Genomic DNA, 14659 nt, shown 5'->3' with positions numbered 1-14659 from the left:
ACCCAAAATAATTAATAAAACCAGTCGTCAGCGCTTTCCCAGGTATCCTGGAGGATTGATTCAATTTTCTTTTTGTCGTCCTTGTCACCGCCAAAAACACTTAACCCATCTGAACCAGCACGTCGGATTGTGAGCCTGCAATTGTCATAGTGGCCATTCAGGCGCTTAAGCAATTCTTTCTCCAGTGCTGGTACCGCACCTTTTGGTAGTTCTTTAGTGCGATCAATGGTTAATTCAACTTTCATAATGGCCTCCATTGCATATACTGTGTTTATATACAGTATACCTGTGCACGAAAATGATCAACGCTTTAAGAGCACAAATTGTTAATTTCCTGTCAGAAGTAAAAAAAGAAAACCCGCTGTAGCGGGTTGAATTAGCAATGTTTTATTAAGCCGCTATTTGTTTCAGTTGACAAAACTCCGGAAGGTTAACCCTAACCAGCGCCTCAGCGAGCGATGATTGGACAGCATTAACGCAATGGGTAATAGAAACCACAGAATGTACGAAATGGCGGTGGTATTCGCCATCTGTGACAGGTTGAATATTGCTCGAATTGTATTGTTTGCACTTTAACATTCCTGTTGTAGTGCCGGATGCATGCCACCGTATGTTCAGGACAATGGCATGCATATTATGGATTACGATTTATCCATTTCCAGGGGATTAGGGTGAATTCCACTTACATGCCAGAACGCATGCTCTCTATTCAACTGATTTCCCTTTGGTATCAGGAAGCCATACGTCCCAGATTTAAAAGTGGCATGAGCGCAGATTAGACTTTCTCCTTCAAAGCTATACTCAGTCCCTTCAGGGATCAGAGAGTCAGTCTTGATCAGGTGAACAGTTCCGTTGATAGGGATCATGTAATGGTACATTTTAGGCTCCTCGTGTTGTGAAGAGCCTAATTATATCAGGTTTGAATCTACGTCATTGAAGTAGCAGGATTTGTTACACCATGTTCTGAAACTCGGACATTAAGCTGCGATCTCTTTCTGCTGACAAAGCTCCGGTAAATTAGCCCGTACTAGTGCTTCTGCAAATGGCGGCGGAACAGCATTACCACATCGCGCAACCTGCTTGTCCTTCGCGTACTTCTTGCCCCGATAGTCCTGATCGATAATGTACCACTCAGGGAAGCCCTGCGCGCGGTAAAGCTCATGTGGTTGCAACATCCGCATGCCAATATCAACGATGCGGTAAGTAATGCCTTCAACTGTCACCAGCCCGTCGCAATCCTCGCCGCAGTATTCCCGCAGAAACTCAAGCGTCTGCTGCGCGCGATGTTCGTCGTATTCATCGACCGCAAGAATGGTCTTCACCTCCCCTATGTGCAGCCCGCCCGCCGTCACCGTTGGCATTGGTTCACTGGTTGGTTGTCCGTCCCGGCAGGTGCCGCGCAATTTCACTAGGTGAGAGGTTATTGCAGCATGATGATTTCCCGTCGTTAAGGTATGAGCCGGATTGTCCAGCGTACCGCCGGGATGTCCTGTGTTATTGACCATCAAATGCGCAGCGACAACTGCGTGGTGATCAACAGTGGTAACTGAATGAACAGGCTCATCTAAACCGACACCCGGTCCCGTATAGTTACCGCCGTAGTGTTTCGCCAGGAATGCGCTCACCGTCGCGAATTTATTCCCACCAGCAGTAACAGTCCCCAGTGGGTTATCCAGTCGCAGCACACGCGGTTCTTGCCCGGGATGTTCGCCATATCCCATCTGAATCAGCGTAGGCGTCACCAGTTGAGATTTACCGCCACCACCAGCTGTGATGGTTGCGCTCGGTTCGTCTACCCGGTGGCCGACACTGGCCCCAAACTGGCGGGCGATAACCGGCGCAACAAGACAGGCGCGGGATTGCTTCAGAATGGTATGAGCAGGTTTATCCATCGGGCGCGGTTTAGCCTGGTATTCACTGCCGCCGTTGCCAGCCAGGAACGGGGTCAGCGCGGCTTCTACCAAACCAAGAGCATGCCCATTCCCGCCCGGGCGTTTTGATGTGCCAGCGGTAACCGTCGGTACTGGTTCGGTAACAGGCTGACCGGTTGCACCAGTGCGAAACTTTGTCAGGTGCGGTACGGCTAACGCGTAACCGTGGGTTTTAGTAATGGTTTGCAAAGGTTCGCCCAGCGCCTGACCACGGAAACAGTCGTAACTCGTTTTGGTGCTGGTGTGATTGCATTTCACGATGAACGGCGACGCACTGTCGATAACAAAGCGCTGTATGCCGCGCGCGATCCGCTTCAGGGTATTTTCTGCCAGCTGTTTTTTGCGATCGAATATTGACGGCGCCGGGATTGTCCAGTCGATACACTCCGCAGCGGTGCGCCATGGCGCCAACCTGCCCGACTGAACCGCTGGAGATTTCGGATCTCCATGTGTTGGTTCCGGCCACACAATAGGCTTCCCGTCGCGACGCATAACCATGAAGAAACGTTTTCTGATTGTCGGCGCACCATAGTCGCAGGCGCGCAGTTCGCGATACTCGACAACATAACCAAGGCCTTTAACCAGCCGCGCGGCATCTTCGCTATCAAGCGAAATATTCAGAAACTCACAGCATTCCTCCAGCGCTGGATGGTTCGCCGGGATGCCAGTTGTCAGCATGCCAATAAACGCTTCAAAAGTTTCGCCCGCGCGGGATGGGTCAGGTCGCATTTCTCCAGCCAGTAACGGCCCCCACGTTTTAAACTCTTCGACGTTTTCCAGTTTCATTACCCGCGGCTCAACATCCAGCCCCCAGCGTAATACTACCCAGGCCAGTCCGCGGATCGCTTTCTCAACAGGTTTAGCCCCTTTAGCTTTAGAAAAGTGGCGGCAATCTGGAGAAAACCACGCCAGCGCCACCGGACAACCTGCGGTAGCAACCTTTGGGCGAACCTCATACACAGACTCGCAATAGTGCAACGTATCAGGATGGTTTGTCGTGTGCATCGCTACGGCGTTCTCGTCGTGGTTAATAGCAATATCAACACTACGACCGATCGCCATTTCAATGCCGGTTGACGCCCCGCCACCACCAGCAAAATTATCGACAATGATTTCTCTCACGCGTATTTCTCCATGGCGATGGCCAGTGACTGTGCCGCTGTGATGATCGCTGGTACCTGTATTTTCTCCAGCCACATGCGATTGATGTGATGTTTAAGGCGGCGCTGGTGATGTGACGGGAGATCCCCGGTACGTTCAACCTGGCTGAAGACCATTCCCACTTCGGCAGGCCAGACAGTTTCCTCAACATTCACCAGCAGCAGGTTTTCCAGCTCGACGATACGCTTCGTGGCGTATTCCAGTTGCGGATCCATCACTTCTCTCCCTGATGCTGTTCAGTTTTGATATGCAGGCGCGGCTCCCCGTCTTTCGGTTCAGGCCATTCTCGCTGCTTGTTTACCGCCAGCTTTTCTACCATCGCCAGGGTAATCTGCTCGTCACTGATACCGGCACGACGTTGTGCATCCCATAACAGGAATTGCATGTCAGCCCATTCGCTAAGGTCGCCTGGTTCAGCAGCCGCCTCGAGAGCTTCTTTGGAAAGGTGCTTCAACGGACCAACTGGACCGACATCGCCGAAAGTAGCCTGTGACCATGCTGCATGTTCACGGCGTACTTGTTCACGGGCTAACGACTCCAGAACCCCATCAATCACCTTCACAGCATCAGCCATTGCGTAGCCGAGATTGCCCCCATCGCTTTGTGCTGATGCTTTGCTGAGTATTTCTCTTGTCTGGTGCAGGCGATCGAGTGATACAGGACCGTGCGCCGGGTGGTTGTTAGTTGTCATGCTGCGGTTCCTTCTGTCTTATTAACGATTACGCCGTCGTAAACCTCTTTAAGATGTCCACGTAAATCCATCCGGCGTAGAGCGCTAAACATGTAGTCGCATTCAGCCTGTTTGTTGGCCTGGAATGGTTTGCTATCCCGGTTAACCCAAAGTCCGTTACCAGGCCATCCGTGCACCTTCTTAACCCGACCTTTAATAACGTGAAGTAAGCCCCAGCCTGACGGCAGGTCTTCAACATTCACAATTCCCGGCTCGCTAATCATGAAGCGCCAATCTCCCATACCTTTCTCGGGTTCAATCCGGAAAGGCTTCTTACGGTCGGCTAACAGGTCAGAGCGAGAGCATTTAGCCTCAATCAGACAGCTAGCACCGTTGCGAAAGCCGATAGCATCAGCCTGTTCGCCGTAAGGTGTCCATGCACGGAACCGATCATGAAACGCCACTTTAAAGCCATTATTCTGAAGAAAGCGCCAGGCAATTTGGCAGAGCTCGTCGTGCGTTAATGGTATTAAGTCCATCTCACTCCCCCTTCACGCCAATGCCAGCAATAAATCGCGACGGTGACCAATCGCAATATGTGTCCGACTCCGTGTGTCCAAAAATTGCTTTACAACGATGGATATGGTGGCAATTACCACATGTTACGCCCATTGGTAATCGCATCTTGTCGGGATCGGCTGGGTCATAATTCAACGCCCGTTTTTCGGTTGTCATGCTGGCATCCTCCCCACAATTTCAATGACCCGGCGCATAACCGCACTTCCCCGAAAATCTGCTGGTAACTCAATCCCAGGATTACTCGATCCGTATGAAAAACGCTGGAGATCGAAATCAATCACAGCCTTTTGGTCCCTGAACAAACCAAGACGACCGTAACGAATGAGTTCGCCGCGTTCGGCTGCTACGCGGAAATACTTCTCAGCAGTCTGACGATGCAGCGACAACATCTGTGATGCCTCGCTAACGGTTAAGCGTCCACGGATTTTCACTTCTTCGATGATCACCCGGATAAGTGCCGCCTGCTCTTCTGGTGTGTTTGGTCTTGGCATGCTGATCATCTCCGGGCCATACGCAGGCATTCATTACGTTGCTGTGCTATACGTGACACTTCAGCTGAACTACGGGCAATGTCTAACATGTCGGTATATACTTTTGCCGCGCGCCGCCAGAGCCCTCGGGACTTCAGGTCTTTCGCCATTTTCTCTGCTAATTGCGTTTCAACCGGATCACTTTTCTCTTCCATGAAGGGCAGTTTTACGTCGGGTATTTCTGCATCCGTGGCGATGTTATAAACATACTGAGTTCCATTGTGAGTACGCAGGACTGTGCCACTGACAGTCAGCGCGCGCAGAAACTTACCAGCGGTACCGGATGGAATATCCAGCGCTTCACACACATCACGTAATACGCAGTTCGGGGTATGGCGTACTACTATCGCAACCCGATCTTTCTGAGAGATTTCTATGGTCATTGGTCAATACTCGTTTTAGTTACTTCACGACCCGTAAATGGGTCACATTTTTGCGATAACTTCCCCAGGCGAAATTTACCCAGATACCGTCATCCATGGTTAAGCGGTCCATGACCCGCTCACCCAGAACTTTCGATAACTCGTCATAATTCAGGTTTGTTAGCACCCCCACTGGTTTCATTGACGCCATACGGCGATCGATAATCTGATTAAGTAATACCCACTCATTGCGCGTATCACGTTGAACACCAACCTCATCAAGAACAAGCAAATCAACCTTGCACAAATCGTCCAGCAAATCGGACTCAGACTGGCCCTCGTCATAGCATTTGCGTGCGCGAAGCATCAAATCAGGTACTGTCACGACCAGAACGGAATAATCGTGCTGAAGCAGGTAGTTCCCGATTGCCGCGGCAAGATGATTTTTCCCTGTTCCACAACTGCCGCTGAATATGAAACTGGTAAAGCCATTCCCAAAGTTATGGGCGTAGCTCTTTGCCATTGTCAGCGCGTGTTTCTGCCCGCCGTTGCTCACCAGGTAATTTGCAAATGAGCACCCCCTGTGCAACTCGCAGATCCCTGAGCGCCCAAAAATCCTTTCTGAACGGTTACGCTGATTTTGTTTTTCCAGCTCAGCTGCGCGCTTTCGCCCTTCTTCCTGCTGCCAGGCCATTAATTCCTGACTGCTGGTAAATTTCGGCTGGACACCTGCAGGCATGAGGTTACGTAGACGGCCAAGCAAGTCATGCGTCGATTTCATCATTACCCCCTGAATCCCGGCGGGATCTGAGTGTCAGGTTGTGAAACGCCAAAGCCAGCCTGTCGACGTGTACCTGCCGATGGTGAGGAAGATTTGGCGCGTGATGTTTTCAGGCTGGAAGCAAAAGTCTGTTCCCACTGGATGTGGTGTTTAACTTTCCCTTCACATTTCCAGTAGTCCCGGAACTGCTGTAATTCGACGGCGGTATACCCTGGTAGATCCCCAAGGTTTATTCCCCACTGCGCAGCCTGGCGTACAAAGTCATCACCAGGAGTCCAGTCATCTGTGATCGGAAATTTGCCTATGGGCGGTAAAAAGCCACTTGGCGCGTATAACTCTCTCTCTTGGTTTTCTTTTAGATCTGTATCTGTATCTGGATCTTTATTAGTTGGGTTTCCGTTGGCGTTCTGTTTTAACGGCGGCTCAACACCCGTTGAACACCCGTTGTTATTTTGTTGGTTATTCGCTCCTTTTTTAGCTTTTCTCGCCTGAGCGGATGCTTTTCCAGCTGCTGACTTTTGGCTGATCGAGTTTTTAACCGCCTCCAGATCACGCTCTATACGCTCCTGTACCCATTCGGTTCCGTTATCGTTAAAAAACTCTTTCAACGAAGGTTCAACGGCATCCCAACGGTCGTTACTCAGCCGTGCAATTTTCGATAGTCGGTTTTTGGGGATCGGGCGACCTGTTTGCCAATAATTGAACATCAGTAGCAGGTATGCGCCATGCTCTTCTGTAGACAGATGCATGGTGTCCGCCAGGTAATCAGCAATGTAAAGTTGCATGTAAGGCAGAGCTGCCATGGTTACTCCCTTGTCCGGTTTCCCGGCGCGTAATGGTTATTGCTCAAAACTCGATTAAAACAATTGCGGCGCTACGGTGCTTATACTCGCCAGTAGTGGTCCCGCCGCGTCAGCAGGTAACATGTTGAACAATGCGATTGCCGCCTCACGGATTTCCTTCTCGAGCTTTTGTAATGGCGCGCCAATTAATTTCGCATGGTGTGCCTCACTGCACTCTTTGATAGCGTTTGCCACCAGCTCTGCTTCTGTGCTCGCATTACTTAATCCGTGCTTTCTGGCAATCTGAACTGGCATAGCAGCAATAATTGAACCTGACAGCCGCATAACGTAAGCCCTGTACTTTTCCGAACCGCCCTCGTTTTTCAGATATCGGAATAAATTCTGTTTATTAACAGCAATTCCGCGGCCATCTGCTTTGGCCCACTCTTCAGCCACCAGCTGAGCGATCCGTTCCTGTGCCTGTCCTGGTAATGTCGATTCCCATTCACGAACGGCTGCCAATATGACGCAGTGCTGAATGCCGTCACGGCGCTGGGGTTTAAATTGATTTTCCGTTTTCAACGGAATAGCTAAACGTTGGCTATGATGTTGATACGTGGCTGATTGCATGATTAAGCCTCCTTTTGAGGTAAACCATCAGTGGGGTTTGGATAAAGGTCCGGTCGCAACTCGTGTGGCGTAATTTGCCAATTGAGAGCTTTGGATACGCGAACAACAAGCTCGCCGGGTACCTTTTTCTTGAACCATCCATTAACTGTTTGAGCTCGCCGATTTAGACGGCGCCCCAGTTCTGCCTGACTGCATATGGCTAACATTTTCTTTTGTGTTGTGAGCTTCATTGATTTGTCTCGGGTAGTGAACTTGAAGCGAGTAAATCAAATTATTTCGATATAGTCAAATTATATCGATAGATTGAGCTACAGATAAAATCTGTATAATCAGATGTATGTTTTTGAGCGGGCTAGGAATATGAACTTCGGAAAGCGATTACAAAAAGCCATCCATGATCTTGGAATATCTCAATCGGAACTCGCACGCAGACTGGGAGTAAAAGCCCAGTCAGTAAATGGCTGGTGTAACTCTAATATACTTCCAAGAGCTGACATCCTAGATAGGCTACAGTCCGCTACAGGCTATCCACTCTATTGGTTTTTTCTTGAAGAAACTGAAGCTGACACTATTCCTGCCATAACATCAGAAAAAAAACGTCAGCCTCAGTCGGCCCAGGAACAAAAGCTACTGGAGCAATTTGAGCTTTTGCCCACTGACGATGAGAGAGAAAAGATAATTAAGTTGATCGAACTGCGTCTGCAAGAGCTAGATGATGTAGCTACTGCTTACCTAAAAAAACGAAAGATAATCCCCAGTAACGAGTAACCCCTCCACTCCAGCACCCTTCATAAAGCACGCGAAATCAATCCGATAAACTAATCGGTGAGCTGTTCACACTCATTGATATCGATTTAATTTGACATGTATCGATTCAATCGATAATACTATTCCCAACTCAAAGACAGTCATCTAGGCAGGACGCCCACGAAGTAGCTGCCGGCGGCATACGAATCACCGGATGAGATGACAAGTATTAACACGCAGCAGGTTCAACGTTCCGCCAGCCTGGCGACAAGGGCAACGCAAGAGGATAAATCCATGATCGATTTCGCACGTAAACCAGTGCGGTGTCAGGCCGTACATCTAAATCGCATTGAAGTAATCATTCGACTGATTTGCTACACGCTTGCCCAGAAAGGCGACCCGTCTGCCGACCAACAGACTGCTGTTCGTTCATAACGAGTTTGACCAATGGCTGTTGCCAGCCTCATGCCCGGTGCACAGGGCATTGTGATGGTAATACCACCATCGTAACCAAATAGGAGACGAAGACCTGTTCTGGTTAAATTGGAAAAGTGTTCTTTGCCCGTCCCGTGGCGGGCTTTTTTCCGGAGGTTTTTATGTCAGCTAACGATCTGGCATTGCGCTTCAGCAGCGCGCCAGCCGAGGCATTAATCGGGGTTTTGCCTGTTCTGGAAGTAAAAGAAGCATTACGTGAAGAAGTTGAAAGTGATGTGATGGATGAAGTCTGGACTGAGCACAACTTTGAAATGGAAGCGATGGGTGAACAAGTTGATGAAACAGCCAGGCTCGCTCGTAAGTTTGAATGTGCGGCTGAAGCTCTTGGAACGGCGATCAAACTTGCTCTGACTCTCCCACATAATGAGGCAATGCAGGTTCTGAATGACGCCTTAAACGATAACCCAGGATACGGTCGCGAACCGGCAAAGGATGCATGATGGAGTTCGGAATGAAACGTGTGGTGGCATCTGTTCAGGTGGTTGCCATCCTCAACAGGATTTACAACGGCAGTCCGGTTTCCATCGCATCAATCAGTAAGGAATCGAAGCTGTCTGTGTCTTACCTCGAGCAGATTTTCTCGAAGCTGCGCAGCAGTGAAATTGTTACCAGTCAGCGTGGCGCCGGTGGCGGGTACCATCTTAGCAAAGCAAACCCCAGCGTGGCTGACGTTGTTCGCGCCGTTACTCACACGCCTGATTCATTTGAACCCGTGCTGAATGCTCTGGAGTGGGTCCCCGTCGCACAGCTGGCGCAGGGAAAATCCCCTACCCCATAAAGCACAAAACCCGCGCAAGGCGGGTTAAGTACCCGGTCAGCCGACCAAAGCTTTCCGGAACGAGTTTTGACCAATAACCACTACCTTAGGCGGCGATCATCAGCTGCCGGGTATCTTACAATCCTATGGAGCCCGAACGCAATGTTAACGTATGCGTATCTTATTAAAGCCAAAGCGAAAGCAACTGAGGCAAAAAACCTGTTTTGCTGGTTCTCTGCGAAATCAGATTCCCGTGCAGAACGCGAAATCCTCAATATTCTCGAAGATAACGATATTGCCGTCGGTCGTGGCGCCGACTATCAATTACCTGTCCGCACCAACTGGTTTGTTGTTGACGATCTTCCTGAGGAAAGCACACTTGATGACACATGGTGCGATCGTTACGAACTGGCAGAAGACCAGCAAACGTGGCAACTGAAACAGAAGCCGGATAATGAAAATCTGGAGGCTTCCAGCCAGCAAAAACCTGAAACCTCCAGTGCCAATGTACCCACCAGCGATGCGCCAGCATTGCTCCGCCCCATATCTCGCCTGCGCCTGTCTCAGCGGCTGATTGCGCACCTGTTAAATGACGGTGAAGAGAAGGAAATCAGTGAAGCGCGGCACGTCCAGATCGGGCAAATGGAACTGGACGAAAATGATCTCTATATACAAAACCTGTTACTGGCCGTTGCAAATGTGCCAGCGGCGAAAGAGCTTTCTGCTCATGTCGAGTGGAAGCTGGCAAACGCAATAAAAGAAGTCTTCGACCGTGAGCAGGTCTATACCATTGCTTCATTTGAGGAATTTATTAGCGAATGGATTGCGGAACCGAAAGCGCGGACTCAAACCATGCAGGAGTGGGTTAACGATAAGAAAGCACGAATTGTGGGTGATGAGCCCACCGTTCCACCTGTAACGCCAGAACTCATTACCGTTGCGACTCTCCCGCTACGCCAGCGCCTTTTGGCTCAGTTTATTTCTGATGAATATGCTTACCATATTGATACTGAACAGAAGAAAACCATTCAGGAACTTGAGCTGGATGTGGATAACAGCTACGTGCAAAATCTGCTGCTTGCCGCCGAGAATGTAGAACCATTCAAGAAAGCGCCAGAGATCGATATCTGGAAAATTATCAGCGCGCTAAAAACTATTTTCCCGGTTGATGGTAAACGAGTGGATCTGTCTACCGTAATTCAGTTCTTTAAGGCCTGGTTCAGTACTGAACACATTGACCGCGGATTGCTGGTTAAAGAGTGGTGTAAGGGAAATCGTGTGTCGCAGATTCAGCGCACTGATACTGGAACGAACGCTGGTGGTGGCAATAAGACTGATCGCAATACCGATTATGCTCATACACTGGATACGCTCGACGTTGAGATTGCGCTGGCCACTCTTCCAATGGATTTCAATATCTACGACATCCCGGGTGGGGTCTACCGCCGGGCAAAAGAGATCGTCACCAAAAAAGAGAGTCCTTTTAAGGAATGGTCGGAAGCACTGCGAAAAAGCGCTGGCATTCTGGACTATTCGCGAGCCGCTATCTTTGCGCTTATCCGCGGTACATCATCCGAACTGGTTAAATTTCCTGGTCGGCTGCAGGCCTATATCAACGCAAACCTGACAGAAAGCAACCATGAAACACCATGCCAGGAAACCCTGCTGGCGGCTGGTCATGTGCCAGAAAAAAGCTGGGAAAACGAGGTTAACGAGAAAGTCACAGCTGAACAGAAGGCAGGAGTCGAACAACCAGAAATCGCTAACATGGGCAACGGCGTGTTCTCCATCGATGGCCTGATGGGTAACCAGCCAGCACACGCACTTTCTGTCGTAGACCAGGTACGCCAGCGCGCCGTCGAGAATAAGTTACATAATACCAATACAGAGGAAGCCACCAGCAATGTGCAGATGGAAGAAACTAACAACAACGAAATCAAAGCTAATCCTGAAGTGTCTCAGAGCGAAACAGCAGTTTTGCCAGTTAAAAGCGCTGATGCAACTGGTGACGCGTCAGCTTCTCTGAATAATGAACCCGTTCACCATATTGATACGGATCCCCTGAACGCTTTTTATACTCACCTGATGGTTGATATGGAAACTATGGGCAACAGTCCTGATGCCCCAATAGTCTCTATTGGCGCAGTATTTTTTGATCCTTCAACTGGTAACACTGGTGCCGAGTTTTACCAGGTTGTCAGTCTGGAGTCATCGATGTCGTTTGGCATGAAACCGGATGCGTCGACGATTCAGTGGTGGTTGAAACAATCATCTGAAGCCCGCTCTGCCATTCTTGTTGATGAAGCCATGGGGTTGCTTGAGACCCTCGAACTCCTGGCTGACTTTATTGCTGAAAACGCTGCTAACGGAAGCCACACAGTTCAGTTATGGGGTAATGGTCGCTCGTTTGATAACGTCATTCTTCGCCGCGCATACGCGTTAACAGATACCCCCTTCGCTGTTCCGTTCTGGAATGACAGGGACGTAAGGACCATGGTCGAACTGGGTAAATCTGTCGGTATAAATCCGCGCTTCGACATCCCGTTTGAAGGTGACATGCACAATGCACTTTCTGATGCCCGGCATCAGGTCAAATACGTATCAGCAATCTGGCAACGTCTGACCGCAAATTGATTTTCTAATTTCACAATTTATGGATCCTGCCTGGTATGTTTTTACAGGCAGGCCATCAGAGAGATGAGCTATGCACGAACTTACACTGTCTCCTCAGGAAATTGCAGAAATTACTGGCTATCAGCGCTACACCCACCAGCAGCGACAACTGCGGTGTCACGGCATACCGTTCACCACTGATGGGCGGAACCGCCCAATTGTATTGCGCAGAAGTATTGATCCCGGAGTTTCTGAATTACCTAAGGTCGATGAATATGTTGCACTTGAGCCAAATTACGACGCAATCAATGGGCAGACCAAGAAAAGATCCTAAAGACAAGCACCTCCCGCCACGCGTAACTAAAAACCGTTATAGCTATGTGTGGAAGCCAAAAGGAACAAAACAAAGCGTAACTCTTGCACCTATTACCGGGACAAGTATGTCCCGGCTATGGGCGCGCTATGAGGAAGAAAAAGCCAAGCGTTCAGACGTAATGACATTTTCTAAATTATGGAAGTTATTCACCAGCAGCCCAGCTTTTGCTGAACTGGCTCCGCGGACACAGACTGATTACAGGTCATATGAAAAAAACCTGGTCCCAGTGTTCGGGAATATGCGAGCAGATGACATAAAAATTGAGATGGTCAGGATCTATATGGATAAACGGGGCCAACGCAGTATTAACCAGGCAAACCAGGAACTCGGCGGGATGTCGCGAGTTTTCTCATGGGGATATGAACGAGGGTATGTGAAAGGAAATCCGTGCAAAGGAGTACGCAAGTTCTCTTTAAAAGCCCGTGACGTGTACGTGACAGACGAAGAATATCAGGCAATTTATGAAGAGGCGGCACCAGCTCTCCGGGTTGGCATGGAGATATCTTACTTATGTGCGGCTCGCGTTTCCGATGTTCTTTCTCTCAAATGGTCGCAAGTAAGCGAGGAAGGCATTTTTATCCAGCAGGGAAAGACCGGGACTAAACAAATAAAAGTCTGGACCGAGAGGCTACATAACGCCATCGAACTTGCAAAGACTCTGGGTGGACGGGAAACCGTTGTTTGTAGCAGTAAAAAAACTAAGTATTCAAAAAGTGGGTTTAACGATCTGTGGGAAACTGCAAGGGAAGCAGCAGGAAAAAAACTAGATAGAAAACTGCCGTGTACATTTCATGATCTCAAAGCCAAGGGAATATCTGATTACGAAGGCTCGAGTAAGGACAAACAACTATTCTCAGGTCACAAAACTGAAAGCCAAGTTGTGGTTTATGACAGAAAAGTGAAAATTTCTCCCACATTGGATCTTCCAGTATTGGGCAAATCAGAAGATGATGATGGCGAGTTTTATACCAAGTGAATATACCAACACTATACCAAGTGTGACATGAGTCGTTGAAAGGAATTGAGCTAAGTGTTTGAATAGTGGCGGAGAGAGGGGGATTTGAACCCCCGGTAGAGTTGCCCCTACTCCGGTTTTCGAGACCGGTCCATTCAGCCGCTCTGGCATCTCTCCGTTTTGGCGGTTGCCATGATGCCAGGTAATTTGGCATTTTAACAGACCCAGTTCCGTCAATTTCGTTCAAGTGACGAGTTTGCGAGCAAAACGATGATTAAGTGGCCCTGGAAAGAACAAGAAGCAACCCGGAGTGACGATTGGCCGTGGGACGACGCCCTGGCTATTCCCCTTTTGGTGAATCTCACCGAGCAAGAACAAGCCAGACTTATTGCCCTGGCCGAGCGCTTTTTACAACAAAAAAGATTAGTCGCTCTTCAGGGGTTTGAGCTGGACCCGCTAAAAAGTGCGCGCATTGCTCTGCTATTCTGTTTACCTGTTCTGGAAATGGGGATTGAGTGGCTCGACGGGTTTCATGAAGTTCTCATCTACCCTGCCCCATTTGTCGTAGACGATGAATGGGAAGACGATATTGGGCTGGTGCATAATCAACGCGTGGTACAGTCCGGGCAGAGTTGGCAACAAGGCCCGATAATCCTCAACTGGCTTGATATTCAGGATTCCTTTGATGCCTCCGGCTTTAATCTGATCATCCATGAAGTGGCGCACAAGCTTGATATGCGTAATGGCGATCGTGCCAGCGGTATTCCGGCGATTCCCCTACGCGATATCGCCGGTTGGGAACACGACCTGCATGCTGCAATGAACAATATTCAGGATGAGATCGATCTGGTTGGTGAAACTGCGTGCAGTATAGATGCCTACGCAGCGACCGATCCTGCTGAATGCTTTGCCGTGCTATCCGAGTATTTTTTCAGTGCTCCTGAATTATTTGCTCCGCGTTTTCCTGCCTTATGGCAGCGTTTCATCCAGTTTTATCGCCAGAACCCCATGGAGCGGTTACGAGATACCCGGGGAGACGACGATTATCGCTCACCAAACACGCATTAACACTGAATTTGAAGATTAATTAACCAATTGAAATGACGCGCTAATTTTACTGTTGACACCTCATGATGAGGTCAGTAATATGCGCCTCGTTCACACGATTCCTCTGTAGTTCAGTCGGTAGAACGGCGGACTGTTAATCCGTATGTCACTGGTTCGAGTCCAGTCAGAGGAGCCAAATTTAAGAAGCCCGCTTAAGGAAACTTAAGCGGGCTTTTTGCTTTT

Annotated in this window: 20 protein-coding genes and 2 tRNA genes; 9 read left to right on the top strand and 13 right to left on the bottom strand. The window is 49.2% G+C overall.

Translation table 11 applies throughout. The features are described 5' to 3' along the window. Window positions 1–11: 11 nt before the first annotated feature. The 12 genes from HV237_RS09635 to HV237_RS09585 all read right to left on the bottom strand — a co-directional run bounded on the left by HV237_RS09635 (window position 12) and on the right by HV237_RS09585 (window position 7656). The gene (locus HV237_RS09635) at window positions 12–245 is read right to left on the bottom strand and encodes a DinI-like family protein (RefSeq protein ID WP_086539115.1); all 234 of its coding nucleotides are present in this window, start codon (window positions 243–245) and stop codon (window positions 12–14) included. 732 nt (window positions 246–977) lie between these two features. After that, on the bottom strand, window positions 978–3053 hold the full coding sequence (locus tag HV237_RS09630; RefSeq protein WP_181541790.1) for a DNA cytosine methyltransferase: 2076 nt from the start codon (window positions 3051–3053) through the stop codon (window positions 978–980). Continuing rightward, complete coding sequence (locus tag HV237_RS09625) at window positions 3050–3307, bottom strand: hypothetical protein (RefSeq protein WP_181541841.1); 258 nt, start codon at window positions 3305–3307, stop codon at window positions 3050–3052. The genes HV237_RS09630 and HV237_RS09625 overlap by 4 nt, the downstream gene beginning before the upstream one ends. Next, window positions 3307–3783: a DUF550 domain-containing protein gene (locus tag HV237_RS09620; protein WP_181541788.1), complete on the bottom strand. Its 477-nt coding sequence runs from the start codon at window positions 3781–3783 to the stop codon at window positions 3307–3309. Before HV237_RS09620 ends, HV237_RS09625 begins: the two co-directional genes overlap by 1 nt. Next, entirely contained in the window at window positions 3780–4292 is a 513-nt protein-coding gene (locus tag HV237_RS09615; protein WP_071697840.1) for a hypothetical protein, read from the bottom strand. Before HV237_RS09615 ends, HV237_RS09620 begins: the two co-directional genes overlap by 4 nt. Before the next feature lie 10 nt (window positions 4293–4302). Beyond that, entirely contained in the window at window positions 4303–4497 is a 195-nt protein-coding gene (locus tag HV237_RS26160) for a hypothetical protein (protein WP_249415305.1), read from the bottom strand. Further along, complete coding sequence (locus HV237_RS09610; protein ID WP_181541786.1) at window positions 4494–4832, bottom strand: DUF977 family protein; 339 nt, start codon at window positions 4830–4832, stop codon at window positions 4494–4496. The genes HV237_RS26160 and HV237_RS09610 overlap by 4 nt, the downstream gene beginning before the upstream one ends. A 5-nt stretch (window positions 4833–4837) precedes the next feature. After that, window positions 4838–5254 (bottom strand): PerC family transcriptional regulator, encoded by a 417-nt coding sequence (locus HV237_RS09605; RefSeq protein ID WP_181541784.1) that lies wholly within the window; start codon window positions 5252–5254, stop codon window positions 4838–4840. Window positions 5255–5273: 19 nt separating this feature from the next. Next, window positions 5274–6014, bottom strand: coding sequence for an ATP-binding protein (locus HV237_RS09600; RefSeq protein WP_181541839.1), 741 nt, complete (start codon window positions 6012–6014; stop codon window positions 5274–5276). Window positions 6015–6016: 2 nt separating this feature from the next. Then, window positions 6017–6817, bottom strand: a complete 801-nt coding sequence (locus tag HV237_RS09595) for a DUF1376 domain-containing protein (RefSeq protein ID WP_181541782.1) — start codon at window positions 6815–6817, stop codon at window positions 6017–6019. A gap of 54 nt (window positions 6818–6871) precedes the next feature. Continuing rightward, window positions 6872–7426: a toxin YdaT family protein gene (locus HV237_RS09590; RefSeq protein WP_181541781.1), complete on the bottom strand. Its 555-nt coding sequence runs from the start codon at window positions 7424–7426 to the stop codon at window positions 6872–6874. Between the two features lie 2 nt (window positions 7427–7428). Then, complete coding sequence (locus HV237_RS09585) at window positions 7429–7656, bottom strand: YdaS family helix-turn-helix protein (protein ID WP_047357952.1); 228 nt, start codon at window positions 7654–7656, stop codon at window positions 7429–7431. A 130-nt stretch (window positions 7657–7786) separates the two neighbouring features. Here HV237_RS09585 and HV237_RS09580 point away from each other — a divergent pair, with 130 nt between their 5' ends. The 7 genes from HV237_RS09580 (at window position 7787) to HV237_RS09550 (ending at window position 13390) form a co-directional block, all read left to right on the top strand. Next, window positions 7787–8194, top strand: a complete 408-nt coding sequence (locus tag HV237_RS09580) for a helix-turn-helix domain-containing protein (RefSeq protein WP_167394269.1) — start codon at window positions 7787–7789, stop codon at window positions 8192–8194. Between the two features lie 198 nt (window positions 8195–8392). After that, entirely contained in the window at window positions 8393–8608 is a 216-nt protein-coding gene (locus tag HV237_RS09575) for a hypothetical protein (RefSeq protein WP_032943037.1), read from the top strand. Between the two features lie 161 nt (window positions 8609–8769). Beyond that, window positions 8770–9108, top strand: coding sequence for a hypothetical protein (locus tag HV237_RS09570; protein WP_135107954.1), 339 nt, complete (start codon window positions 8770–8772; stop codon window positions 9106–9108). Window positions 9109–9119: 11 nt separating this feature from the next. Next, window positions 9120–9446: an Rrf2 family transcriptional regulator gene (locus HV237_RS09565; RefSeq protein ID WP_032944383.1), complete on the top strand. Its 327-nt coding sequence runs from the start codon at window positions 9120–9122 to the stop codon at window positions 9444–9446. A 141-nt stretch (window positions 9447–9587) separates the two neighbouring features. Then, window positions 9588–12059: an exonuclease gene (locus tag HV237_RS09560; protein ID WP_181541779.1), complete on the top strand. Its 2472-nt coding sequence runs from the start codon at window positions 9588–9590 to the stop codon at window positions 12057–12059. 70 nt (window positions 12060–12129) lie between these two features. Continuing rightward, complete coding sequence (locus HV237_RS09555) at window positions 12130–12372, top strand: DUF4224 domain-containing protein (RefSeq protein WP_071667664.1); 243 nt, start codon at window positions 12130–12132, stop codon at window positions 12370–12372. Beyond that, the gene (locus HV237_RS09550; protein ID WP_103285481.1) at window positions 12347–13390 is read left to right on the top strand and encodes a tyrosine-type recombinase/integrase; all 1044 of its coding nucleotides are present in this window, start codon (window positions 12347–12349) and stop codon (window positions 13388–13390) included. The genes HV237_RS09555 and HV237_RS09550 overlap by 26 nt, the downstream gene beginning before the upstream one ends. Before the next feature lie 66 nt (window positions 13391–13456). Here HV237_RS09550 and HV237_RS09545 read toward each other — a convergent pair. Further along, a tRNA-Ser gene (locus HV237_RS09545) sits at window positions 13457–13546 on the bottom strand. Window positions 13547–13639: 93 nt separating this feature from the next. On the opposite strand from HV237_RS09545, the gene mtfA reads away from it, so the two are divergent. After that, a complete protein-coding gene (gene mtfA, locus HV237_RS09540) occupies window positions 13640–14437 on the top strand; it encodes a DgsA anti-repressor MtfA (RefSeq protein WP_047357950.1) in 798 nt (265 codons plus the stop codon). A 99-nt stretch (window positions 14438–14536) separates the two neighbouring features. Continuing rightward, window positions 14537–14612, top strand: a tRNA-Asn gene (locus tag HV237_RS09535). Window positions 14613–14659 lie beyond the last annotated feature (47 nt).

The sequence above is a fragment of the Citrobacter sp. RHBSTW-00570 genome, assembly GCF_013739755.1.
GTDB lineage: Bacteria > Pseudomonadota > Gammaproteobacteria > Enterobacterales > Enterobacteriaceae > Citrobacter > Citrobacter braakii.
The sequence above is the reverse complement of the archived record's forward strand: the minus strand, read 5'-3'. Positions and strand labels throughout refer to the sequence as shown.